Genomic DNA, 24170 nt, shown 5'->3' on the forward strand with positions numbered 1-24170 from the left:
GCTCGTCACTCCCGTCAGAACGACCGCGGCAGGCCGAGGATGTGCTCCGCGACATACGACAGGATCAGGTTCGTCGAGATCGGCGCGACCTGGTACAGGCGCGTTTCGCGGAACTTGCGCTCGACGTCGTATTCGCACGCGAAGCCGAAGCCGCCATGGAACTGCAGGCACGCGTTCGCGGCTTCCCACGACGCGTCGGCCGCGAGCAGCTTCGCCATGTTCGCCTGCGCGCCGCACGGTTCGTGCGCGTCGAACCGGCGCGCGGCCTCGAAGCGCATCAGGCTCGCGGCCTCGACATTGATGAACGAGCGGGCGATCGGAAACTGCACGCCCTGGTTCTGGCCGATCGGGCGGCCGAACACGACGCGATCCTTCACGTATTGCGACACCTTGTCGACGAACCAGTAGCCGTCGCCGATGCATTCGGCGGCGATCAGCGTGCGCTCGGCGTTGAGCCCGTCGAGGATGTACTTGAAGCCCTGGCCTTCGTCGCCGATCAGGTTCTCGGCGGGGATTTCGAGGTTGTCGAAGAACAACTCGTTCGTCTCGTGGTTGACCATGTTCGGAATCGGGCGCACGGTCATCCCGTTGCCGATCGCGTGATGCAGATCGACGATGAAGATCGACATCCCCTCCGACTTCTTCTGCACGTCCGACAGCGGCGTCGTGCGCGCGAGCAGGATCATCAGGTCGGAGTGCTGCACGCGCGAGATCCATACCTTCTGGCCGTTGATCACGTAGCGGTCGCTCTTGCGCACGGCGGTCGTCTTGATCTTGGTCGTGTCGGTGCCGGTGGTCGGCTCGGTCACCCCCATCGACTGCAGGCGCAGCTCGCCGCTCGCGATCTTCGGCAGATAGCGCTGCTTCTGCTCGGCCGAACCGTGGCGCAGCAGCGTGCCCATGTTGTACATCTGGCCGTGGCACGCGCCGGAGTTGCCGCCCGCGCGGTTGATTTCCTCCATGATCACCGACGCCTCGGTCAGCCCGAGGCCGGAGCCGCCGTATTCCTGCGGAATCAGCGCGGCGAGCCAGCCGGCTTTCGTCAGCGCGTCGACGAACGCTTCGGGATAGCCGCGCGCTTCGTCGATCCCGCGGAAATAGTCAGCGGGAAACTCGCCGCACAGGTCGCGAACGGCTTCGCGAATGTCTTGGTACGCGTCGGTAGGGTTCATGGGTTATATCGGGTAAAGCGTCGGAATGGATCAGGCGAGGGTCGCGCTCGCGGACATGGTCAGCCAGCCGTCGTGGTCGCTCGCCCAGAGCTCGACGGTCTTGCCGTCGTCGGCGAGGCGGCCGCACACGCTGAAGGAGTGGCCGAGAAAGGTCGGCCGCACCGCGCGATAGGCGTATTCGCTGATCGTCGCGCCGGGCAGCGAACGCGTGACGAGGTCGAGCAGCAGCGTCGAGATCAGCGGGCCGTGCACGACGAGGTCCGGATAGCCTTCGACGTTGCGCACGTAGGTGCGGTCGTAATGAATGCGATGGCCGTTGAAGGTCAGCGCGGAATAGCGGAACAGCATCACTTCGTCCGGCGTGATGTCGCGCTGCCATTGCGCATGGTCGGGCGCGGCCTTCGGAGGGGGCGCGGCGGCGCCCGGCGCGGCCGCGCCGCGATAGACGATGTCGTGTTCCTCGCGGATCGCGACTTCGCCCGCGGCTTCGATCACATGCTCGACGGTCACGAAGCCGAGCGTGCCGCTGCGGCCTTCCTTGCGCTCGATCGACAGCACACGCGACGTGCGCGTCGCGATCGTGCCGATCGGCAGCGGGCGTTCGAATGTCAGCCGGCCGCCGGCCCACATGCGGCGCGGCAGCCCGAGGTCCGGCAGGAAGCCGCCCTTGCGCGGATGGCCGTCGGGGCCGAGCTCGGCCTGCTGCGCGATCGACCAGAAATACAGCCAGTGCCAGGCGGGCGGCAACGCATCGCCGGCGGCGGGAACGATCGGGTGGTCGAGCGTGGCCGCGAATGCGACCGCACGTTCGACGCCGATCAGGTCGGTCGCGACCTGCTGGACATCGTCACTGGCATTCGACCCGGGAGCATTCACTGTCACCTCCATCGCCGGGCGGCCGGCGCTTCTGACTTGGCATGAAGTGACTGTAGGTGAAGCGCTGGCGCGGCGGAAATACCGTTTGAATGTACCGGTCATAGGGGTATCCTATGGCTTTCGCGTCGATCGAACCGCCATGGACATCCGTCAGCTCCGCTACTTCGTCAGCATCGTGGAATACGGGAGCCTCGGGAAAGCGGCCGAAAAACTCTTCGTCGCGCAGCCGTCGCTGAGCCAGCAGATCGCGAAGCTCGAAGGCGACCTCGGCGTCACGCTGCTGGTGCGCAGCCCGCAGGGCGTGAAGCCGACGGCGGCCGGGCAGGCGCTGTACCGCCATGCGCGGCTCGTGCTGCGGCAGATGGAGCAACTGCGCCAGGAAGTGCGGGAAGGCGCGGGTAGCGAGTCGGGCACGGTCGCGGTGGGTTTTCCGACCACCATGACGTCGATCCTCGCGGTGCCGCTGTTCGAACGGATCCGGGCGCGTTATCCGGGCATCCGGCTGCAGTACATCGAGACCATGAGCGGCTTCATCAACGAGCTGCTGGCGAACGGGCGGCTCGACCTCGCGATCCTGTTCCGAGAGTCGAACACCACCGGCATTACCGCGATGCCGCTGTTCGACGACGTGCTGTATCTGCTCGGCGAGCCGGGCGGCGCGGTGCCGTCGCGCGCGCGAACCTGTTCCCTCGCGTCGCTCGCCGGCGTGCCGCTCGTCGCGCCGGGCGTGCAGAACGGGCTGCGCCTGTTGCTCGAGCGCACGTTCGCGCGCGAAGAGGTGCCGCTGAACATCGTCGCGGATATCGATTCGTTGCCGACGATGATATCGCTCGCGCAGGCGGGCCTCGCGTGCACGATCCTGCCCGCGTCTGCGCTGGCGTCGCGCGAGCCGTCCAGCCGGCCGAAGATGCGCCGGATCGTCGAGCCGGAGATTCGCCGGCCCGCGAGCCTGTGCTGGTCGAACACATCCCCCGTCAATTCCGCCGCGCTGGCCGTGCGGCAAACGATCGTCGAACTGATCGGCGAACTGGCCGCAAGCGGCGTATGGACGGGCATCACGCTGCGCGCGAGCGATGCCACGCCGTCGTGACGGGTGGGATGCGCGGGCTGGGTCCGCAGGCCGATGCGCAACCTGTCCCGCTCGGCATTCGCGGATCGATTCCAGCGTGTCGTGGGCCAGGCGCCGTTGAGCTATCTGACGACCTGGCGTCTGGATCGGGCCGCGGAGCTGTTGCGCTACAGCCGCGCACCGGTAGCCGATATCGCGAACCGCGTCGGCTATACGTCCGAGGCGGCGTTCAGCCGCGCGTTTCGCGGACGGTACGAGATGTCGCCGATGCAGTGGCGGCGAGCCAATACCGAATAGGTCCGCGCGAGGCTTGGGGTGTGCGGCGCCGATGTACGGTGAGACACCGGCGCCGTGGTTGCGTCAGTCAGAGGCCGATCCCGATCACTATCACGCCAGGGGCGCGACCGACGCGCCCGTGATCCCATGGCGCTTCAACGCGTCCGCGACGAAGCCCGACGCCTTCATCTCCTCGACGAACGCGCCGAGCAATTCGGCCGCCGCTTCGCCGCGGCTCTTGGGTACTCCCATCGCCTGACGGATCACCATGAAGCGCTCGTCGAGCAGGCGCAGGCCGGGCGTCTTCGCCGCGTCGGCCTCGAGTTGCTGCTTCACGCCCGCCGCGACTTCGAGCCGCTGTTCGACGAACGTCGGCACGACGGCCTGCGACGTCGGCGCGCGCACGATCTGTGCGGCTTTCAGCTCGCGCGTGAGGAACAGGTCGTACGCGCTGCCCTTGCCGACCGCCACGCGGTTGTGCGGCTGGTCGACGTCCGCATTGCCGCGGATCGGCGAATCGTCGCGCACGAGATAGAAGCCTTCGATCAGCACGTAGGGCGCGGTGAACGCGACCGTTTCGCCGCGCAGCGGATCGACCGCGAAGAAACCGAAATCGGCGCGCTCTTCGGTCAGCGCCTGCACCGACTTGCCGGCGGCATCGAACACCACGAGCTCGAGCTCGGCCGACAGCCGCTCGGCGAACGCGCGCGCGAGGTCGATCGACACGCCGAACGGCTCGCCGGTTGCCGGGTCGCGGTTCGCGAGGATCGGGTTGCCGAGATTGATCGACGCGCGCAGCTTGCCGGTCGGTGTGAACGCGGAGAGGACGGATGGGTCGATGGTCATGAAAGCCTCGCGGGTTATCGGATGCGCCGGTCGCACGGGCGCTCGGGGTTTGAGAATGACACGGATGCGTGACGGCGCATCGAGCGCATGCAGCAGATGCTGACGCAGTGCCTCGGATGCTGCTTCGTTGCGGTCGCGCTCGAGTAGTTCGAGCACGTGCGAATGCTGCTTCGCCTGTTCGACGTAGCGCTCGCGATCCTGCATCGACCGGTACGACCGCAGCCGGTTCACGCTTCGACGAGCGATTCGTGGAAGCGCACGCCCCGATCGTGCAACTGATCGGCCGGGTTTCGGCGGCGCGCCGGTGCAACGGGCCGGGCGTTTGCCTGACCCGCTTTTATCGTGTCGATTACTTGACCGCGACTTCCGTATGCGCGACTTGCGGCGGGCTCTTGAAGAACGGCCCGGCCAACTGCCGCCACGCCTGAAAGTCGTCCGATTGCCGGAAATGCACCATGTGATCGTCCACGGTGTCCCACTTGACGACGAGCAGGTAGCCGCCGCTGCGCTCGATCACGCGGTGCAGCTCGGCGCCGCCGCAGCCGCGCGCACGCGCGAACAGCGGGAGTGCCTGGCGAACCGCCGCTTCGAATGGCTCGGCCTGCGACGGGTCGATTTCGAGCGATGCCATTTCCAGAATCATGAATGCTCCATACGGGTTGAATGATGCGAACGGATCGTGATGCGACGCGCGCCGCGCACGGCGCGTCCGGCAACGATACCGTAATTCGGCATCTCGCTCGGCCGAGCCGCCTGATGGCCTACCGCAAGGCCGTCGATCGCGACCAGGCGGAGCGGCGTTGCCACGAGCACGTGACGCCGATCGACCTGCTGCTTGCCGACCAGCACGAGGCGGCGGCTGACTTCAAGAAGCTTCACGTGCACAATGCGGTGCGGGAGAAGACGGGCGATTGAACGTGCGCGGTCCGGCATCGAGATCGCCCGATTGCCACGCTGCATTTATTTCCGGAGAGAGGAGCTCAACATGGCAGAACTGGACGACGTGCTTTACGAGCGGATCGGCGCGCTGAGCGAGGCGGGCGATGCGTTGGTCGAAGACGGGGACTACGCAGGCGCGCTGGAAAAATACTGGCAAGCGTTCGACCTGCTTCCCGAACCCAGGACCAACTGGGAGGCCGGAACCTGGTTGATGGCAGCCATCGGCGACACGAATTTCCATCAAGGCGACTACGAGGCCGGACGCGACAATCTCGGCCATGCGATGCATTTCCCCGACGCGATCGGCAATCCGTTTCTGCACCTGAGGCTCGGTCAGTGCCAGTTCGAGCTCGGCAATCTCGACCGTGCCGCGGACGAGTTGATGCGCGCCTACATGGGTGGCGGCCCGGAGCTGTTCGAGGACGAGGACGACCAATACCTGCGGTTCCTGGCGACACGGGCGGAAGGGATCAAGGCACCCTGACACGGGCATTCGCTCCGCGCACGGATCAGCGTTTTCCCCGATGTGGAAGCGGCCGTACAGGCCGATGTCACAGAGGTAGTGAAGACAATTGATCCGAGGCCAATTATGACGACATCCGCGATGAACGGAGCGAACGATGCACTACCCGAAACGATCGCCGAAGCCGCATCCGGCGACACCGCCGCCGCTGCGTCGATCCTGCTGGTCGACGATGAACCGAGCGTGCTGTCCGCGCTCAAGCGCGTGTTGCGGCCCGCGCGCTACGGCGTCCTGACCGCCGACAGCGGCGAAGCGGCGCTCGAGATCCTGGCGTCGACCGAAGTCGACCTGATCGTGTCCGACATGCGCATGCCGAACATGAGCGGCGCGGCGTTTCTGTCGCGCGCCCGCTCGCTGTACCCGGACACAATGCGCATCCTGCTGACCGGCTATTCCGACATCGCGTCGATCGTGGAGGCCGTCAACGAAGGCGGCGTGTACCGCTACCTGAACAAGCCGTGGGACGACCACGACCTGCTGATGACGATCGAGCAGGCGCTCGAGCAGCGGCGCTTGCGCGCCGAAGCCGCGCGGCTCGCCGCATTGACCGAAGCGCAGAACGAAACGCTGCGTCGCTTCAATACGGAACTCGAAACACAGGTGCGTGCGCGCACCGAGGAGCTCGCGCAAACCGTGATGTTCCTCGAAGCGGCGCAGGCCGACCTGAAAGGCAGTTTCACCGCGATGGTGCAGGTGTGCGCGAGCATGATCGAACTGCGCTGCGGGACCGCCGGCGGGCATGCGATGCGCGTCGGCGAGATCGCGCGGCATCTCGCGCTGTCGGCCGGGATGAGCAACCTGCACGCGCAGGACGTCTATTTCGCGGGGCTGCTGCATGGCATCGGCAAGCTGTCGCTGCCCGATGAACTGCTGCACAAGACGCTCGTGAAGATGACGACGGACGAACACAGCCTGTTCCAGCAGCACCCGCTGCGCGCGCAGATGGTGCTCACGCCGGTCGCGCAGTTGCACAAGGTTGCGTCGATCGTGCTGCACCAGTACGAGCGATACAACGGGCGCGGTACGCCGGACGGCCTGACGGGCGACGCGATCCCGCTCGGCTCGCGGATCGTCGCGATCGCGCGCGACTTCGAAGGGCTGCGCAACGGCGAGATCGGTGCGCCGCACTCGGTCGAGCAGGCGATCGACGTGCTGCACTCGCAGGCCGGCGTGCGTTACGACCCGCTGCTCGTCGCGCGCTTCATCGAACTGATGCGGCATCCGGCGAGCCTCGGCATCGCGACGTCCGTCGCGGAGATCCCGTCCGCGCAGCTGCGCGAAGGGATGCAGCTCGCCGACGATCTGCGCACGCATCGCGGCGTGCTGCTGATGACGAAGGGCAGCGTGATGTCGGCGCATCAGATCGAACTCGTACGCCGCTTCGAGGCACGCGAAGGGACACCGTTCGACATTCTGGTGCTGACCGGTGCCGCCGCGTCGAAGCAGGCGCCGGCCGGCGCCGCGCCGCCGGCCTGACGTCGCGTACCGCACGGCCGCGGCGCGCGATCGTCCGTGCGCCGCGAACGCGTTCATCTCGACCGGGGCGCTCGATCATGCATGGCACCTACAATCCGCTGCTTGTCCTGCTGTCGCTCGTCATCGCGACGCTGGCCTCCTATACGGCGCTCGACCTGGCCGCGTTCATTTCGCTGCTCGACAACCCGAAGCTCAAGCGCGCATGGCTTGGCGGCGGCGCGGCCGCGATGGGCACCGGCATCTGGTCGATGCACTTCGTCGGCATGCTCGCGCTGTCGCTGCCGATCCCGCTCGGCTATGCGCTGTCGGATACCGTCGCGTCGCTCGTCATCGCGGTGCTCGTGTCGTATTTCGCATTGAACATCGTCACGCGTGCGCGGTTGCACCGCCGGCGCCTGCTCGCGGGCGGCGCGCTGATGGGCGCCGGGATCGTCGGGATGCATTACACGGGAATGGCCGCGATGCGCATGGCGCCCGGCATTCGCTACGATTCCGTGCTGTTCGCGGCGTCGATCGGTATCGCGGTGATCGCGTCGACCGCCGCGCTGTGGATGGCGCAGGCGCTGCGCGTGCGACAGGCGCGCCATGCGACCGCGCTGCGCATCGGTGCGGCGCTGATCATGGGCATCGCCATCACGGGCATGCACTACACGGCGATGGCGGCCGCGCATTTCGCGCCGGATGCGCGATGCGGCGCGGCGAACGGGATCGATGGGCCGTGGCTTGCGACGACGATCGCGCTGTTCACGATGGCGACGCTGATCGTCACCCTGCTGGTCTGCCGTTTCGATGCGCGGACAACGTTTCTGCGCGGGATGACGGACACGCTCGAACGGCTGGTGCGATTGCGGACCGCGGAACTCGAAACGGCATTGCGACGCTACGAGCAGACGACGGCGATGCTGCAGCGCACCCGCGAAAACATGGCGACCGAGATCGACGAGCGCAAGGCGGCGCAGATCCGGCTCGAGCAGGAGAAGGACGAACAGCGGCGCCTGTTGCGGGCGCTCGAGGAAACGCACGTGCAGCTGCTGCAGTCGGAAAAACTCGCATCGATCGGCCAGCTCGCGGCCGGGGTCGCGCACGAGATCAACAATCCGGTCGGCTTCATCAGCGCGAACCTCAACACGCTGAAGACGTGGGTGCGCAGCCTGCTCGACGTGATCGCCGCGCACGAGGACGCGCTGCCGCAGCTGGAACCCGCCCAACGTGACGCGCTCGCCGCGATGGGGCGCGTCGCCGATCTGGACTACGTGCGCGACGAGATCGTGACGCTGATCGACGAGTCGATCGACGGCGCGCTGCGGGTGCGGCGCATCGTGCAGGACCTGCGTGATTTCTCGCGGCCGGGCAGCGGCGAATGGTGCGTGGCCGACATCCATGCGGGCCTCGAGAGCACGCTCAACGTCGTCCACAACGAACTCAAGTACAAGGCCGACATCGTGCGCGAGTACGGCGACGTGCCGCACGTCGAATGCCTGCCGTCGCAATTGAACCAGGTATTCATGAACCTGCTCGTCAACGCGGCGCACGCGATTCCCGAGCGCGGCGTGATCACGATCCGTACGTCGAGCGACGACGAACAGGTGTCGATCGCGATCAGCGACACCGGCGCCGGCATGACGCCCGACATCGTTCGGCGGATCTTCGATCCGTTCTTCACGACGAAGCCGGTCGGGCAGGGCACGGGGCTCGGCTTGTCGGTGTCGCACGGCATCGTCGAGCGACACCGCGGCGCAATCGACGTGACGAGCGAGCCGGGGCGCGGCACGACCTTTCGCATTCGACTGCCGATCCGGCGCGCAGAGGCGAGCGCGAGCGTGAGCGCGAGCGAGACGGCAGCAGTCGGGCAGCGCGCATGAGTGCGAGGCGGGCAGCGTCGCCGCTATCGCTTGCGCCGCCGCCTTCGAAAGAAATTCCAGAACATCGCGGTGGCGTCCGGACCCGTCGCCGAGTGGAACGCTTCGCGCGGATCGCCGCCGCTCCACGCGTGCGCGAGGCGGCGCACGATGCAGACGCGGACGATCACCCGGCCGCCGCGCAGATAGTCCGTGTAATCCGCATCGTCATGCGCGTAGGTATGCCGCTCGCCGACGCGCAGCTCACCCTGTTCGTCGACGAGCCGATTGATCCGCGCGAACGCGATGCCGAGCTGCAGCGCGTTTTGCTCGGCGACGACCGTATCGAGTCCGCCATGCATGACGAGCGCAGGCATGCCCGGATACGCGCGCACGTCGACGCATGCGTCGACCACGCGTATCGGGTCGTCGCGCAGGCCGCGGCGCATCAGGCTCATCGCGGCCATCGTCGACAACGGCGGCGCGATGGCTGGACCGGAATGCAGGCCGACGGCCGCGAACCGATCGGGATACGCGAGCGCCAACTGCGCGGCCAGCCCGGCGCCGGCCGACATGCCGGCCAGATAGATCCGGTCGCGGTCGAACCCGCGCTCCCGCACGATCGCATCGATCAGCGACACGACCGCCGGGAGCTCCGACTGCGACGCATCGCCATGCCAGTTCCAGCAGCGATGCGCGTGGGCGGTCTTTGCCTGTTCGGGAAACAGCACGGCAAACCCGGCACGCTCCGCGACGCGGCACATGCGTGTGCCCGCGGCGAACGACTCGGCGGTCTGCTTGCAGCCGTGCAGCATGACGACGACCGGCATGCCCTCGGTCGTCACCGGTGGGGCGGGCAGGTACAGCGCGTAGGCGAGATGGTTGACGAGGCGGCCGGCGGCCGGGCGCGCGGAATGAAACGAACGCAGCCAGGTGCCGGGCGCGTGGCGCGGCGACGGGTGGGCGGCCGGCGCCGGCGTGCGGGTGCGACGCGGGGTGGCGGGGCGTTTGACCGACACCGCCGGTTTGGCTGTCTTCCGTTTCGGTCGCGTGCTTGTCGCGGCGGAAAACAGGTCGAAAGGCCGTAGCCAGAGGCTGGTTTTTTTCCTGGGCATGGACGAATCTCGTGCCGGCGGCTCGCGCAACAGCATGCGGCGCGGCCGGCCGTCGGATGGAAGTCGAATGCGGGCAGAGCACGATTCGTGCTTGCGGGAAGCGTCCGCGTCGAAGCGGTCTCGCACGGCTGACACGAAGGCGGCCGGCGGAGTAAATGCCATGCCACGCGACATCTTGACAGACGGGTCGCGATTCGCACGGGCCACGCGGCATGCTAGCAGGCGTCGCTCGTATCGGGTGCGATGGTTTCATGACGGATCGATGAATGTTTCGACCCTGTCGTGGGGCGGGGCATCGGTGCCGCTGTGCTGCGCGAGCTGATTGCCGACGCGGCGCGCTGTATTACCGTCCGTCGACGGCGCGGTTCGCGAGATGGTCGACCATCCGCTGGGCGGCGGGCTGCAGCGTATCGAAGCGCTGGAAACACACGATGAAGCGACGCTTCGCCCATGAGTCGGTGAGCGGGATCACGTGCACGCCGAGCGACTGCCGGTAAGCCGCCGCGACTTCGACGGGAATGACGCTGATACCCAGGCCCGCGGCCACGACGCGAAACGCCGCATCGAAACTCGACACGATCACCCGATACGACACGGTCCGGCCGCGGTCCGCGGCGGCCCGCTTGAGCATCGTATGAACGGCGGTGGCCGGCGGCAAGCCGACGTGCTCGAATTCGAGCGTGTCGTCGAAGCCGATCGACTGACGGCCGGCGAGCGGATGCTCGGGATGCACGGCGAGCGCCAGCTGGTCGTGGCGATAGGACCGCGCCTGCAGCCCTTGCAGGTCGACGTTGTCCCAGCACACGCCGAGCGCGGAAGCCCCTTCGCGCACCTGCCGGACCAGATCGCGCGACAGACGCTCTTCCACGTCGACCTTGATGTTCCGGTTGGCGGGGTCTCGCATGAACGATGCGATGTCGTCCAGCAGGACTTCCGCGATCGCCGATGCCGACGCGCAGATGCTCACGCGCCCCTGCAGCCCGTCGCCGATCGCGGTGACGTCGGCCGCGATCCGCTCCATCGTGAACAGCATGCTGCGCGCATGCTCGAGCAGCGCGATGCCGGCCGGCGTGGGTGCGACGCCGCGTCGTGACCGCGTGAGCGCAGGCACGCCGAGATCGCTTTCGAGCTGCGCAATGCGCTTGCTGATCGCCGAAGGCTCGATGTGCGCTTCTTGCGCGGCACGCGCGATATTGCCGTGATCGCACACCGCCACGAACAGCCGCAGTGTCTTGAGGTCGATGTCGCGCATCGGTGCAGTCTCCGCGTGTCGGAACGTTCCGGGCCGGAAGTGTTCGGCTCGATTCCGCCGGTTTCCGGCTTCTCCGGGAATGCCAGAAATTACCACGGCGACGGCGACGCGTCGCTCCGCTTGCATTGCTTTCGAAACACCTTCAAGGCGTGGCGTGGAGGGATTCCGTTTCGGAACGATCTCGGTTCCAAACCGATGCTTTACGTTTTTTCGGGAATCTCTAAAGTGGGGCTATCGCCGGCGTGTGACGACCGGCCACTGATTGCGGAGACAGCCACGCCATGCCTTCTTTTCCCCCCCACGTCGTGATTCGCGAGGTCGGATTGCGCGACGGCCTGCAAAGCATCCAGGCCGTTCTGCCGACCGCGCGCAAGCTCGAATGGATCGCCGGCGCCTACGCGGCCGGCCAGCGCGAGATCGAAGTCGGCTCCTTCGTGCCGGCGCGGCTGCTGCCGCAACTGGCGGATACCGCCGAACTCGTCGCGTACGCGAAAACGCTGCCGGGCCTCGCCGTATCGGTGCTGGTGCCAAACCTGAAAGGCGCGCAGCGCGCGCTCGAAACCGGCGCCGACCTGCTGCTCGTGCCGTTGTCCGCGAGCCGCGAACACAGCCTCGCGAACCTGCGCAAGACGCCCGATGAAGTCGTCGCCGAGGTCGCGCGCATCCGCGCCGAGCGCGATGCCGCCGGCTCGACGACGCTGATCGAAGGCGGCATCGGCACGGCATTCGGCTGCACGACCCAGGGGCGCGTCGAACCGGACGAAGTCCTGCGCTGCATGCAGGCGTTGCTCGATGCGGGCGCGGATCGCGTCAGCCTCGCCGATACGGTCGGCTACGCGGGGCCGGCTGCCGTGCGCGCGCTGTTCGAGCGGGCGCGTCGCGTCGCCGGCGATCGCTTCTTTTGCGGTCACTTCCACGATACGCGCGGCCTCGCGCTCGCCAACGTCTATGCCGCGCTCGAAACCGGCGTCGCGCGTTTCGACGCGACGCTCGCCGGCATCGGCGGATGCCCGCACGCGCCGGGCGCAAGCGGCAATGCGTCGAGCGAAGACCTGGCGTTCATGCTCGCCGACATGGGCATCGACACCGGCATCGACCTGCCGGCGCTGCTGGCGCTGCGCGCCAAGGTCGCGCGCTGGCTCGACGGCGAATCGCTGCACGGTGCGCTGTGGCGAGCCGGCCTGCCGAAAACCCATCGCGCGTCGATCGCGCTCAATGCCTGAGGACTTCATGGAAACCAACGCAAGACTGCCGCTCGACGGCGTGCGCGTGATCGAGTTCACGCACATGGTCATGGGGCCGACGTGCGGGATGATCCTCGCGGATCTCGGCGCGGAGGTCATCAAGATCGAGCCGCCCGGCGGCGACAAGACCCGCACGCTGCCGGGCCTCGGCATCGGCTTCTTCCGGACCTTCAACCGCAACAAGAAGAGCGTCGTCCTCGACATCAACACGCCGGAAGGCAAGGACGCCGCGGTCGAACTGATCGGCACCTGCGACGTGATGCTCGAGAATTTTCGTCCGGGCCTGATGACGAAACTTGGTCTGGACTACGACACGCTGTCGAAGGCGTTCCCGCGGCTTGTTTATGTGTCGCACAAGGGCTTCCTGCCCGGGCCGTACGAGAAGCGGCTCGCGCTCGACGAAGTCGTGCAGATGATGGGCGGGCTGTCGTACATGACGGGGCCGGTGGGCCGGCCGTTGCGCGCGGGAACGTCGGTCAACGACATCATGGGCGGCATGTTCGGTGCGATCGGCGTGCTCGCCGCGCTGCGCGAACGGGAAGTCACCGGGCGCGGCCAGGAAGTGCAAAGCGCACTCTTCGAGAACTGCGTGTTCCTCTGCGCGCAGCACATGCAGCAGTATGCAATGACGCATGAAGCGCCGCCGCCGATGCCCGCACGCGTGTCCGCATGGAGCGTGTACGACGTGTTCACGCTTGCCGACGACGAGCAGCTGTTCATCGGCGCCGTCAGCGACAAGCAGTTCGTCACGCTGTGCGACGTGCTCGGCCGGCCGGATCTGCCCGCCGAACCGCGCTTTGCCAGCAACGCGTTGCGGGTGGCGGTCCGGCCGGCATTGCTCGACGTTCTCGGTGACATCCTGAAGGGCCACCGGGTCGACGAACTGACGCCGAAGCTCGAAGCCGCGGGCATTCCGTATGCACCGATCGTGCGACCGGAGCAATTGCTCGACGATCCGCATCTGAAGGCCAGCGGCGGCCTCGTGCCGATGGAGGCCGACGACGGCACGACGACCGACGTCGTCCTGCTGCCGTTGACGATGGGCGGCCGCCGGCCGGGCGTCCGGCAGGCGCTGGCCCGGGTCGGCGAACACACGCACGAGATTCTTTCGCGGCTGACCGGCCGCGCGGCCGCATGACCCGCTACCGCCTCGGCAGCGAGCCGATCCGTCGAGGAGTTGCAGCAAAAAAACGTTGAGAACCGCGCGCCGCGCATGACGTGCGCGGCGCGCAACACCGGCAGACGGACCACGATCGAACAACAAGGCCGTCGACATTCGCCGTATCAGGAGACAGACATGCAGCCCACCGTCACCGCGGATTCGCGTCCGCATGATTCGCCCTTCATCGATGTCGACGTCATGCCGGGCGCCGCGATCGCCGCGCGCATGGATCGCCTGCCGATCACCCGCCATTTGTGGATGCTGGTGCTGCTGATTTCACTGGGCGGCTTTTTCGAAGTCTACGATTTGATCTTCACCGGCTATATCGCGCCGGGCATGGCGAAGAGCGGCGTGCTGCAAACCACCACGCACGCGTTTTTCGGCTTCACCGGGATCGCCGGCTTCATCGCCGCGACGTTTGCCGGCCTGTTCGTCGGTACGTTCGGGCTGGGCTGGATGCCCGATCGCTACGGCCGGCGCGCGGTGTTCACGGTGTCGCTGCTCTGGTATTCGATCGGCTCGGTGATCATGGCATGTCAGACGACCGCCGAAGGCATGATCCTCTGGCGCTTCATCACCGGGATCGGCGTCGGGGTCGAGATCATCACGATCGACAGCTACGTGACGGAACTCGTCCCGCAGCAGATGCGCGGCCGCGCGATGGCGTTCAACCAGAGCGTGATGTTCGCGGCGGCGCCGGTCGCCGCGATCCTGTCGTACTGGCTGGTGCCGACCACGGTGTTCGGCATCGACGGATGGCGCGTCGTGGTGCTCGCGGGCGCGCTCGGCGCGTTGCTGGTGTGGTTCATCCGGCGCGGCGTGCCGGAGAGTCCGCGGTGGCTCGCGATGCACGGACAGGTCGACAGGAGCGACGCGATCGTGCGGCACATCGAGGCGATCGTCGAACGTCAGTCGGGGCAGCCGCTGCCGGCGCCGTCGCCGATCGTCGAACAGCCGCGGCATCGACGCGCATCGCTCGCGGAGTTGTGGCAGCCGCCGTATCGTTCGCGTCTCGTGATGCTGATCGTCTTCAACTTCTGCCAGGCGATTGGCTATTACGGTTTTGCGAACTGGGTGCCGACGCTGTTGATCAGCCAGGGCATCACGGTCACGAAAAGCCTGCTCTATTCGTTCATCATCGCGTTCGCGTTGCCGGTCGGGCCGCTGCTGGCGATGGCCGTCGCCGACCGGATCCAGCGCAAATACCTGATCGTCGGCGGCGCGCTGGTCGTGATCGTATGCGGGACGGCGTTCGCGCAGGTCAGGGCCGTGGTGCCGCTCATCCTGCTCGGCGTGCTGATCAGCTTCGCCGGCCAGATCATCTCGGTCTGCTACCACGCTTACCAGGCAGAGTTGTTCCCGACCGCCGTGCGGTGCCGGGCCAACGGGATCGTGTACTCGGCCAGCCGGGTTGGCGCGATGATGTCGGGTTTTTCGATCGCGTTCCTGCTCCGGGATTTCGGATTGCCCGGGGTATTCGCCGGCATCACGGCGTGCATGCTGGCGGTCGCGGTATCGATCGGGTTCTTCGGGCCGAAGACCAACGGCCTGCGCCTCGAGGAACTGAACCGTTGATGGACCGTTGCGGCGGGTGCGGACGCGCGGGCGCGCGGTCCGGGCTCGCCGCTGGCGCCGAGCCAGCAACGTCTCGCTCAATACGCTGAACGTCGCGCCCGGCCGGCGAGCCCACGCGGGCGCCGCAGATCCTGCATGAAGGCATCTCGAAGGGCGGCGGCGCGCTTGCCGCCGTAAAACTTTACCGATACGTCCACACCCGATGCATCACGAACATCGTCGGCGGGATCAGCAGCGCGATCGCGACGATGGCCCAGCCGCGCGGCACGTCGAGCAGTTCGGCAACGCGCGCGAGCAGCATCGTTTCGGCGAAGCCGGCCAGCGCGACCGTCAGATAGCGCACCAGGTTGCGCGAATGCACCGTCGACGAGAAGCTCCACAGCGTATTCGCGAGATACGAGAACGCCGTCGCGCACACGAACGCGACGGCGTTCGCGAACACCTGCGTCGCATCGAATAGCGCATACATCGCGGATGCGACCAGCACGTGCAGCGCGGTCGAGCCGAGTCCGGACAGGCCGAAGCGCGCGAGCCGCACGCGCTCCACGCAGAGCAGTTCGAACATCGCGATCTCCGCCGGTCAGCGTGCGCCGACCCGCACGCGGGCTGGCTGGACGCGGCGGCGTGCGGCCGTGCGCCGCGTATCGCGCGCGACCGGCAGCTCGATCACCTTGGCGTGCGCCTCGTAGCGGCGGCGAATCAGATAGACGGGACGTTGCTTCGACTCGTCGTAGATGCGTCCGATGTACTCGCCGACCACGCCGATGCCGATGAGCTCGATCCCGCCGATGAACAGCGTGACCGACAGCAGCGACGCATAGCCGAGCACCGGGTTGCCGAACAGCAGCGTACGGCCGACGATGAACGCGCCGTACAGGAAGGAGAGCGCGGCGATGCCCAGGCCGATATAGGTCCAGCTGCGCAGCGGCACGGTGCTGAAGCTCGTGATCCCCTCGAGCGCGAAGTTCCACAGCTTCCATCCGGAGAACTTCGAGTGCCCGGCGCTGCGCGCTTCGCGCTGGTACTCGATGATCACGGTCTGGTAGCCGACCCACGCGAACAGCCCCTTCATGAAGCGATGCCGCTCCGGCAGGCTGCGCAGCGCGTTCACGACCTTGCGATCCATCAGCCGGAAGTCGCCGACGTTCTCCGGCAGCTTCACGTCCGACAGCAGGTTGTGGACGCGGTAGTAGATCGCGGCGGCGGTGCGCTTCGCGAACGAATCGCATGCGCGGTTGCTGCGCTTCGCGGCGACGACTTCCACCCCGTCGCGCCAGTGCTCGAGCATCACCGGAATCAGGCTCGGCGGATCCTGCAGGTCGGCGTCGAGCGGGATCACGGCGTCGCCGGCGGCTTCGTCGAGGCCTGCCGTCAGCGCCGCTTCCTTGCCGAAGTTGCGCGTGAGATCGATGACGCGCACCCGGCGGTCGCTCATGCTGATCCGGATCAGGCGTTCGAGCGTGTCGTCGCGGCTGCCGTCGTTGACGCAGACGATCTCGAAGCGGATCGCGTCGAGGCCGGCCATCAACGGAATCACGACGTCGAAGAAGCGTTCGACGGCTTCGCCTTCGTTGTAGAACGGCACGACCAGCGAGACGAGCGGCGTGTAGAGTGATTCGCGCATGATGGTTTCCCCTGTAGTCACGTGTCAGCGATCGGCGCGGAAGCTCGCGCGGCCGATGCGGCGCAGTCCGTGCGCCGGGCGGTGGTGCGATCGGACCGGATGCGTGAAGCCGGTCTCGGTCGAGTGGTCGCGCGCGTCGGGCATCGACGGCGCGTCGTGTCTTTCCTGTGCAATCCGGGCGACGAGCAGCGCCAGCGATGCGAGCGTGACGAGCGGCATGAACTGGAACGACAGGTGCGGCACGACCAGCAGGCCGGCGAGCGGCATCACCCACAGCAGCAGCAGCCATTCACGATCGAAGCGCCGCCAGCCGTGCGTCCACGCATAGCGTGCGTACCACGCGATCACGAGCCCGTACCAGGTCAGGTCGTAGTCGTACAGATAGGGACCGACGACCAGGGACGCGCACGCGAGCGTCGCGGCGCGCAGCGCATACGAACATGCCCCGCGCCACGCGTACATGACGGCGAACGCGGCGGCCGCGGCCGACAGCAGCTGCAGGCCGAGCGCGACGGAATGGGGCCAGCCGAGACCGGTGGCAAGCACGAACACGGTCGGCATGCGCGCGAGCCGCGCGTGGCCGGCCCCGACGATCTGGTATGCGGCGTGCAAGCCGTGCGCGAATGCGACCCAGGCGTCGAAGCCGAACATCAGCGTCGACAGCGCGAAGCCGCTGGCAATCGTCGCGACCCATGCGGCCAGCGCACGCCATTGTCCGGCGCACAGCAGCGCGAGCGGAAACAGCACCGCCATCTGCGGCTTCATCGTCAGCAAGCCGAAGCAGATGCCGGCGATGACGGGGCGGCGATTCAGCGTCAGCAGCCCGACGCCTGCGAGCGTCGCGGTCAGCAGGCTTGTCTGCCCGACGATCACTGCGAGAAACGCGCCGGGGAACGCGAGCGCGCAGAGCAGCGCGCCCTCGCGCTGTACGGTTGCGCGGATCGTCGTCACGAACAGCGCGTAGGTGGCGCCCAGCCACAGCACCACCGCGAACATGTACGGCAGCCAGCCGAGCGGCAGCACGAACATCAGCATCGTGGGCGGGTAGAGCCACGGCAGCGAGCCGTTCCCGGCGTTCATCAGCGGGAGCGCGACCTTCTCGACCTCGAACAGCGACGGCAGGTTCCACGCGTTGATCCCGAGGCCGTGCGCGGCGAGCCACGCGGCGCCCCAGATCGGCGCGACATCCTGTGCCAGGGGTTCAGGCAGGGATGTTTGCGACCAATGTACGCGCGCGAGATACACGAACATGAACAGCAGTTCGGTAAACAATACCGCTGCCGCATAGAGGCGCACCCGATCGCGATTGAGCCAATGCGGGAAACGGCGCGGGCCGGCGATCGGCAGCTCCGGATGGGCGTCCATTGCTGAATCCGCGTGCATGAGGGAGAGCGGTGATTTCATGGTGCGCTCCGAGGTGCAAGGTTGGCGCGACGCACGACGACGAACAGGACGGCGAGCAGCACGATCGGGCCGATCTGCGGCAGCTTCGTTATCCGGTTGAACACCTCGAATATCGGCAGCAGCCACGCGAGCACGATCACGATCTGATCTCCCGGCAGCCAGCCGTCTTCCAGTCCGTGGGCGATCACGCAGAAGACCGCGATGCCGAGCCACGCCAGTTCGTAACTCCACAGATAGGGTGTCGTCAACAGCGCGGCGACCGCCAGCGCCGCGCCGCACAGCCGCATGTCGGTCGTGCGGCGCCACACATGGACGGCGGCTGCGATGGCGAGCAGTCCGACGGCGGCTTGCGCGACGAGCGCGATCGGGATCGATGCACCCGCGAGCCGCAGCGCCGCGAACGTCGTCGGTGAAACGAACCAGTAGGCAGGCAGGGTGAAATGCATGCCGCGCACGATCGACATCGCGTGGGCCACGCCGGTCAGCGAGCTGGTGCCGGTCAGCGCTATGCCCGCCACCACGAACAGCGTGGTCGTGAGCGCGGCCGCCGCGAAGGTGCGCCATGCACGCGCCGCGATCAGCACGAACGGAAACACGATCGCCATCTGAGGCTTGATGGCGAGCAGCCCGATCAGCACGCCGGCGACGATCGGGCGTCGGCCGAGGAAATGCAGCGCGAGCGCGGCGATACCGGCGGTCAGGATGCTGTTCTGCCCGTACAGGACGGACGCGAACACGCCGGAATAGGCGAGCACGACGAGCGCGGCGGCGCGCGGAACGGGCAGGTACGCACGCAGGCCCGACAGTCGCAAGACGGCGTACGCATAGCATAAAAGGCTGCCCGCAAAAAAGAGGAAATACGCGGGCAGGAAAGGCACGAGGGCAATCGGCGCGACGAACAGCAGCATCGTCGGCGGATAGAGCCAAGGCAGCGATTGGCGACCCAAATAGCCACCGAACTGCGCTACCTCGGCATGGGAGAAGAAGACCGGATCGTAGATCGCTGCGGCATGGCCTTGCAGCACGAGTTGCGAGGCGGTCCAGAAGACGGAGAAGTCGACGCCCGGCCGGGCGGTGGTCTGCGATGTGAAGGTATTCGTGACGGCGCCCCAGGTGATCAGGAATCCAACACAGAGCATCAGCATGATGCAGCTGTACGGAATGATCCGGTCCGCTGTCAGCCATTGAGCACAGCGTTTGGCGCGATAGCGCACTCCACGATTGGCTGTGTACATGATGCCCCGTTTGCAGTGAAGGCCGCATGGTGTGCCGCAGCCTTTTTGTGTTGTCGTGTATCCGGAGCGAATCGCATTCAATGGCGCTGTCCGGTGAATGCATTGTTGGAGAAAAAATCTCGTGACGCAAACCGCGGGCTGAATCGTGAAATATCGATTTGGCGGCGACAGGGCTGAAAACCGGGTTTTTACGTCTGAAAAAACCGCGCCGGCGCAAATGATGTTTCTCGCTTGAAACATTCCGGGTTTTTGGCCGGTCCGGCACGTCTCGGAACCAGCGTCCGGGGAGCGGCTTCGCGCATTCGGGAAAATCCCGAGAAAATTTTTTGGTGCCTTGCACAGCACGGCGGCGCTCAGGCCGGCACGCCATGGCGACCGGAACGCGTATATCAAATCTGAAACATTTCGCGCATGGCGCCGAGGCCCGACTGGCGGGCGAATGGCCCGAACCCTTGCTGCGCCTGGCTTTCTTTCCGGCTGGCCTGCTCTTTGCGTCAAGGTCCGCACGACAGTCGACGATGTGATGAATGACCGGTTCAAGCAACGGACTCACCCAACCGGACTGAATCACCTGCGGAAAGCAACGGATCGAGGGCGCGTCGGGGAATACGCCGCCCAGGCCTTGAAAACCGCCGGAAACGTCGACCGAGCAAATAGGCGACGGCATCGTCCGCGCTACAAGAATCACATGACAGCATTGGGGAATAAAAATGAAAGACCAGAGCACGCCGCGGCTTGCATGCCGCGCAGAAGACCCGCAGCAGCATCGACGCGCTTGCGTCACCCGTTCAATTCGAATCCATGCGCCGGACGGCAGTCGTTCCGTTCCGCTCGATCGTCGCGTCTCGCCGATCGAATCGCGCATGCGCATCGCCCGCTCCAGCTCACCGACATACGCTCGCCCGGACAGTCTCGACAACTGCCGTGCCTGTTGCTGAGCGCAGCATCCGAATCGCTTTGTTGTGCCGGTAGTACCCCGCTCCCCGCGTCGATCCCCGACAACGGGATTTTCATAGTAGTGCGAAAGGAGAAGAGCCATGTCCAAGTTCATCCAGAAGGTCCGCGGTTTCGTCCAAGACGAACAAGGTGTGACGGCCATCGAATACGGCCTGATCGCCGCACTGATCGCCGTCACCCTCGTTGCAGCACTGACGTTGGTCGGCAAAGACCTCAACGACGTCTTCAACACGGTTGCAGACGATCTCAACGCGGCCATCTGAATGGCGGGGCGACGAACGGTGGGTCCGGCCCGTTCGTCGCCATCCCGTCACGCGTGCAGGGCCGGACGCAACCCCAACAGATGTCGGATGGAACGAACGGCGGATGGCTCGGCCGGTGCAGTGCTCGAGCCTCCCCCGCTCCTTGATCGACCGAATCGGAGGCCGCCATGCGGGCCAGGGAACGCGCGGTATCGGTATTGCGATGGATCGGCGACGACCAGGGCGTGACGTCGATCGAGTATGCGTTGATCGCGGCGCTGGTCGCCACCGTCGTCATGGCAAGCGTAATGACGCTGGGAGGCTCGCTTGACGACACGTACAACATGATCGCGTCGGTCGTGACCGATGCGGTCAATACCGCACTGGGTCAGTGATCCCTGACATTACGTCCAATCGAGGTTCGCCATGTTGCTGCCTGCCGCGCTGCCTTACCCGGTTCCGTTGTGCGTGACGCTGCTCGCGATCGTCGCGGCCAGCACCGACATCACGAGCCGACGCATCCCGAACCGGCTCGTCGCGCTCGGTCTGGTCGGCGCGCTGATCGCACAGTGCGCGCTGCACGGCATCCAGGCAGGTGCGCTTGCGTGGCTGGCGGGCGCGGCGACCGGCTTCGGCCTGCTGCTGCCGTTCTATCTGCTGCGCGGAATGGCTGCAGGCGACGTGAAGCTGATGCTCGCGATCGGCGCATGGGTCGGCGCGCAGATGACGTTCTACATCGTGCTGGCCACCTTTCTGGTCGGCGGGATCGGCGCGATCGGCTTTGCGCTGCTGCGCGGACGCATGCGCCAGATGTGCGCGAACGTGTGGGCACTGATTGCGCACCGCGCGACCGGCGCGTATGCAGGGGCAACCGACGGCCCCGTGGAAGTCGCGTCGGTTGGCGCGTTGCCGTATGGCGTGGCGATTGCCGCCGGCACGCTGGGCATGCTGTTCGTTTCGTCTGTATAGAGCGTGACGAACCCGCAACGAGGATGAAACGCACATGAACACGATCCCCACCGAACCGAAACGCGACGCGCAGGTTGCACACCTGCCGTATCCGCCGCCGTCGCGGGAGGTGCATGCGAAACCGGGCGCGCTGCTGCCGCCGGCGCCGCGCTCGCTCGAGGAAACCGGCTTGACCCAGGCGTTCGTCGCAGGGCTCGTGCTGAAGTCGACGCTGGTGCTCGGTCGCCCGTCGTACGGCGTCCTGATCGAGCGCCACTGCCTGCCGCTCGCGGTGCTCGACGATGTCTTCGCGTTCCTGGTGCGCGAGCATCTGGTCGAACTGACCCATCGCGGCAAGACGGACCTCGACGTGACGTTCCGCCTGACCGACGCGGGCCGCGTGCTCGCGCTCGAAGAGCGTTCGCGCAGCAGTTACAGCGGACCCGCGCCGGTGACGCTCGACGCGTATCTCGACTGTGTGTCGACCCATTCGGTGCGCAAGCTGCGCGTGGCCCAGAACGACGTGTGGGCCGTATTCGAAGGCGTCGTCATGGACACGGCGATCCTCGATTCGGCGGCCGCCGCGCTCAACGCCGGCCGTCCGCTGCTGATCCACGGCCCCGCCGGCAGCGGCAAGACCTTCCTCGCGGAGCGGCTCGGCGCGCTGATGGGCGGCCACGTGCCGGTGCCGCATGCCATTTACGCCGCCGGCGAAGTGATCCAGATCTACGACCCCATCGTGCATGTCGACGCGGCGTCGCAAGCCGACGGCCAATCGGTCGATCGCCGCTGGTGCCTGTGCGAGCGGCCGGTCGTGATGTCCGGCGGCGAGCTGACGCTCGACGAGCTCGACCTGCGCCGAGACGAAGGGGCGGGCTTCTACCAGGCGCCGCCGCACATGAAGGCGAACATGGGCATGTACATCGTCGACGATCTCGGCCGCCAGCGCGTCGAGCCGCGCGACCTGCTCAACCGCTGGCTGCGCCCGCTCGACCGCGGCGTCGATTTCCTGACGCTCGAGTCCGGCAATCGTCTCGTGCTGCCGTTCGACGTCTGGCCGGTGTTCTCGAGCAACCTGGCGCCGGAGCAGTTCGCCGACGACGCGTTCCTGCGCCGGCTCGGTTCCAAGCTTCACGTCGGCGCGTTGTCGATCGACCACTACCGCACGGTGTTCGATGCCGCATGCGCGTCGCTCGGGCTGGTGCCGGCGCACGACGCATTCGACTATCTGCTGTACCGGCTGCACCTGCCGAGCGGCAAGGCCTATCTCGCATGCTTCCCGATGGATCTGCTGCGCCTCGTCGCCGCCGGCGCGCGGTATCGCGGCGATCCGCCCGAAGTGACGCACGACGCGCTGTACGACGCATGGGCCAGCTATTTCGGCTCGGCGCCCGAGCGCGACGGCGTGCATCCGCCGCCTGTCGAGCACGGCGGGCGCACGTACATAACCGGTTGAGCCGTTTCTTTCACGATTCGTTGAGGAGCATTGCCATGAAAAACAGTCGAGCGCTCTTGATGCTGATCATCGCGATGGTCGCGGGGCTTGCCGCGGTCGTGTTCGCGTCCCGCTGGCTGATGAATACCTCCAGCAGCTCGGTCACGTCGGTCGCGGTGGCGACCACCGACCTGAACCTGGGCGAGCCGCTCGGGCCGAACCAGATCCACATGGTGAGCTGGCCGTCGGGCAGCGTGCCGACCGGCGCGTTCGCCGACACGAAGGAACTCGAAGGGCGCGTCGTGCGCACGAGCCTCGCCCGCGGCGAGCCGGTGATCGAGTCGAAGCTCGCGCCGGTCGGCACGAAGGGCGGGCTGTCCGCGGTGATTGCCGACGGCAGCCGCGCGATCACCGTGCGCGTGAACGACGTGGTCGGCGTCGCGGGCTTCGCGCTGCCGGGCAACTACGTCGACGTGATCGTCAACACGCAGGAACAGCAGGGCAAGACCGACGGGCAGAGCATCTCGAAGATCGTGCTCGAGCACATCCTCGTGCTCGCCGTCGCGCAGCAGGTCAGCCGCGACGACACCGCACCGAAGGTCGTCAACGCGGTGACGCTCGAAGTCACGCCCGATCAGGCCGAACGCCTCGACCTCGCGCGCAGCGTCGGCACGCTGTCGCTCGTGCTGCGCAACCAGGTCGACCAGAAGACGCGGACCACCGACGGCGCAACCAAGCTGACGTTGCTCGGCAAGGCCCCGGTACCCGACGCGACGCCCGCACCGGCACCCGCACACGTACGGACCGTGCGCGTGCATGTCGCGTCGCACGCCGCACCGGAGGCGCGCCGCGATTGCGTCGGTGTGCTGACGGGCGTGCACGGCAGCGTCGAATGTTTCTGAACACGCAAAACACATCCAGATAACCAGATTAACCAGATCGGCCGCCGTCAGGGCACGGCG

24 protein-coding genes are annotated in these 24170 nt (G+C 66.7%); 14 read left to right on the forward strand and 10 right to left on the reverse strand.

What is annotated here, in order from left to right:
• Positions 1-14: 14 nt before the first annotated feature.
• Both ACVK00_RS26140 and ACVK00_RS26145 read right to left on the reverse strand, forming a co-directional pair.
• Positions 15-1172 carry an acyl-CoA dehydrogenase family protein gene (locus ACVK00_RS26140; RefSeq protein WP_284894081.1) on the reverse strand — a complete coding sequence of 386 codons (1158 nt, stop codon included), beginning with the start codon at positions 1170-1172 and terminating at the stop codon, positions 15-17.
• Positions 1173-1202: 30 nt separating this feature from the next.
• The gene (locus ACVK00_RS26145) at positions 1203-2048 is read right to left on the reverse strand and encodes an FAS1-like dehydratase domain-containing protein (RefSeq protein WP_284894082.1); all 846 of its coding nucleotides are present in this window, start codon (positions 2046-2048) and stop codon (positions 1203-1205) included.
• A gap of 139 nt (positions 2049-2187) precedes the next feature.
• Here ACVK00_RS26145 and ACVK00_RS26150 point away from each other — a divergent pair, with 139 nt between their 5' ends.
• Both ACVK00_RS26150 and ACVK00_RS26155 read left to right on the forward strand, forming a co-directional pair.
• A complete protein-coding gene (locus tag ACVK00_RS26150) occupies positions 2188-3138 on the forward strand; it encodes a LysR substrate-binding domain-containing protein (RefSeq protein ID WP_284894083.1) in 951 nt (316 codons plus the stop codon).
• A gap of 33 nt (positions 3139-3171) precedes the next feature.
• On the forward strand, positions 3172-3414 hold the full coding sequence (locus tag ACVK00_RS26155; protein WP_284894084.1) for a helix-turn-helix transcriptional regulator: 243 nt from the start codon (positions 3172-3174) through the stop codon (positions 3412-3414).
• 90 nt (positions 3415-3504) lie between these two features.
• Here ACVK00_RS26155 and ACVK00_RS26160 read toward each other — a convergent pair whose 3' ends face one another.
• Positions 3505-4239: an ABC transporter substrate-binding protein gene (locus tag ACVK00_RS26160; RefSeq protein WP_284894177.1), complete on the reverse strand. Its 735-nt coding sequence runs from the start codon at positions 4237-4239 to the stop codon at positions 3505-3507.
• 349 nt (positions 4240-4588) lie between these two features.
• Positions 4589-4882 carry an antibiotic biosynthesis monooxygenase family protein gene (locus ACVK00_RS26165; protein WP_284894085.1) on the reverse strand — a complete coding sequence of 98 codons (294 nt, stop codon included), beginning with the start codon at positions 4880-4882 and terminating at the stop codon, positions 4589-4591.
• A gap of 113 nt (positions 4883-4995) precedes the next feature.
• Between ACVK00_RS26165 and ACVK00_RS26170 the strand changes: the two genes are divergently transcribed.
• The 4 genes from ACVK00_RS26170 to ACVK00_RS26185 all read left to right on the forward strand — a co-directional run bounded on the left by ACVK00_RS26170 (position 4996) and on the right by ACVK00_RS26185 (position 9039).
• Positions 4996-5154, forward strand: a complete 159-nt coding sequence (locus ACVK00_RS26170) for a hypothetical protein (RefSeq protein ID WP_284894086.1) — start codon at positions 4996-4998, stop codon at positions 5152-5154.
• 70 nt (positions 5155-5224) lie between these two features.
• Positions 5225-5662, forward strand: coding sequence for a tetratricopeptide repeat protein (locus ACVK00_RS26175; RefSeq protein ID WP_228910215.1), 438 nt, complete (start codon positions 5225-5227; stop codon positions 5660-5662).
• A gap of 105 nt (positions 5663-5767) precedes the next feature.
• The gene (locus ACVK00_RS26180) at positions 5768-7177 is read left to right on the forward strand and encodes an HD domain-containing phosphohydrolase (RefSeq protein WP_354123358.1); all 1410 of its coding nucleotides are present in this window, start codon (positions 5768-5770) and stop codon (positions 7175-7177) included.
• 77 nt (positions 7178-7254) lie between these two features.
• Positions 7255-9039 (forward strand): histidine kinase, encoded by a 1785-nt coding sequence (locus tag ACVK00_RS26185; protein WP_284894088.1) that lies wholly within the window; start codon positions 7255-7257, stop codon positions 9037-9039.
• 23 nt (positions 9040-9062) lie between these two features.
• Here the strand turns inward: ACVK00_RS26185 and ACVK00_RS26190 are convergent, their stop codons facing one another.
• On the reverse strand, positions 9063-10130 hold the full coding sequence (locus ACVK00_RS26190; RefSeq protein WP_284894089.1) for an extracellular catalytic domain type 1 short-chain-length polyhydroxyalkanoate depolymerase: 1068 nt from the start codon (positions 10128-10130) through the stop codon (positions 9063-9065).
• Between the two features lie 343 nt (positions 10131-10473).
• Positions 10474-11382, reverse strand: coding sequence for a LysR family transcriptional regulator (locus ACVK00_RS26195; RefSeq protein WP_284894090.1), 909 nt, complete (start codon positions 11380-11382; stop codon positions 10474-10476).
• Between the two features lie 281 nt (positions 11383-11663).
• Here ACVK00_RS26195 and ACVK00_RS26200 point away from each other — a divergent pair, with 281 nt between their 5' ends.
• The 3 genes from ACVK00_RS26200 (at position 11664) to ACVK00_RS26210 (ending at position 15363) form a co-directional block, all read left to right on the forward strand.
• Positions 11664-12605 carry a hydroxymethylglutaryl-CoA lyase gene (locus ACVK00_RS26200; protein ID WP_354123357.1) on the forward strand — a complete coding sequence of 314 codons (942 nt, stop codon included), beginning with the start codon at positions 11664-11666 and terminating at the stop codon, positions 12603-12605.
• A gap of 7 nt (positions 12606-12612) precedes the next feature.
• Positions 12613-13764 (forward strand): CaiB/BaiF CoA transferase family protein, encoded by a 1152-nt coding sequence (locus ACVK00_RS26205; protein ID WP_284894092.1) that lies wholly within the window; start codon positions 12613-12615, stop codon positions 13762-13764.
• 159 nt (positions 13765-13923) lie between these two features.
• Positions 13924-15363, forward strand: a complete 1440-nt coding sequence (locus tag ACVK00_RS26210) for an MFS transporter (RefSeq protein ID WP_284894093.1) — start codon at positions 13924-13926, stop codon at positions 15361-15363.
• A 181-nt stretch (positions 15364-15544) separates the two neighbouring features.
• Here ACVK00_RS26210 and ACVK00_RS26215 read toward each other — a convergent pair whose 3' ends face one another.
• The 4 genes from ACVK00_RS26215 to ACVK00_RS26230 are packed head-to-tail and all read right to left on the reverse strand — an operon-like array spanning position 15545 to position 19626.
• The gene (locus tag ACVK00_RS26215; RefSeq protein WP_354123356.1) at positions 15545-15928 is read right to left on the reverse strand and encodes a GtrA family protein; all 384 of its coding nucleotides are present in this window, start codon (positions 15926-15928) and stop codon (positions 15545-15547) included.
• 15 nt (positions 15929-15943) lie between these two features.
• The gene (locus ACVK00_RS26220; protein WP_228910208.1) at positions 15944-16987 is read right to left on the reverse strand and encodes a glycosyltransferase family 2 protein; all 1044 of its coding nucleotides are present in this window, start codon (positions 16985-16987) and stop codon (positions 15944-15946) included.
• Between the two features lie 24 nt (positions 16988-17011).
• Positions 17012-18391 carry a glycosyltransferase family 87 protein gene (locus ACVK00_RS26225; protein WP_284894094.1) on the reverse strand — a complete coding sequence of 460 codons (1380 nt, stop codon included), beginning with the start codon at positions 18389-18391 and terminating at the stop codon, positions 17012-17014.
• Positions 18388-19626 carry a glycosyltransferase family 87 protein gene (locus tag ACVK00_RS26230; protein WP_284894179.1) on the reverse strand — a complete coding sequence of 413 codons (1239 nt, stop codon included), beginning with the start codon at positions 19624-19626 and terminating at the stop codon, positions 18388-18390. Before ACVK00_RS26230 ends, ACVK00_RS26225 begins: the two co-directional genes overlap by 4 nt.
• A 1037-nt stretch (positions 19627-20663) precedes the next feature.
• Between ACVK00_RS26230 and ACVK00_RS26235 the strand changes: the two genes are divergently transcribed.
• The 5 genes from ACVK00_RS26235 (at position 20664) to cpaB (ending at position 24110) form a co-directional block, all read left to right on the forward strand.
• Positions 20664-20846, forward strand: a complete 183-nt coding sequence (locus ACVK00_RS26235; RefSeq protein ID WP_228910206.1) for a Flp family type IVb pilin — start codon at positions 20664-20666, stop codon at positions 20844-20846.
• Positions 20847-21013: 167 nt separating this feature from the next.
• Positions 21014-21220, forward strand: coding sequence for a Flp family type IVb pilin (locus tag ACVK00_RS26240; RefSeq protein ID WP_228910205.1), 207 nt, complete (start codon positions 21014-21016; stop codon positions 21218-21220).
• Between the two features lie 34 nt (positions 21221-21254).
• A complete protein-coding gene (locus ACVK00_RS26245) occupies positions 21255-21794 on the forward strand; it encodes an A24 family peptidase (RefSeq protein ID WP_284894180.1) in 540 nt (179 codons plus the stop codon).
• 34 nt (positions 21795-21828) lie between these two features.
• Positions 21829-23229 carry a P-loop NTPase family protein gene (locus ACVK00_RS26250; protein WP_228910204.1) on the forward strand — a complete coding sequence of 467 codons (1401 nt, stop codon included), beginning with the start codon at positions 21829-21831 and terminating at the stop codon, positions 23227-23229.
• Between the two features lie 35 nt (positions 23230-23264).
• Positions 23265-24110, forward strand: coding sequence for a Flp pilus assembly protein CpaB (gene cpaB / locus ACVK00_RS26255; RefSeq protein ID WP_284894096.1), 846 nt, complete (start codon positions 23265-23267; stop codon positions 24108-24110).
• The last annotated feature ends 60 nt before the right edge of the window (positions 24111-24170 follow it).

It is taken from the genome of Burkholderia sp. PvR073 (assembly GCF_054055695.1).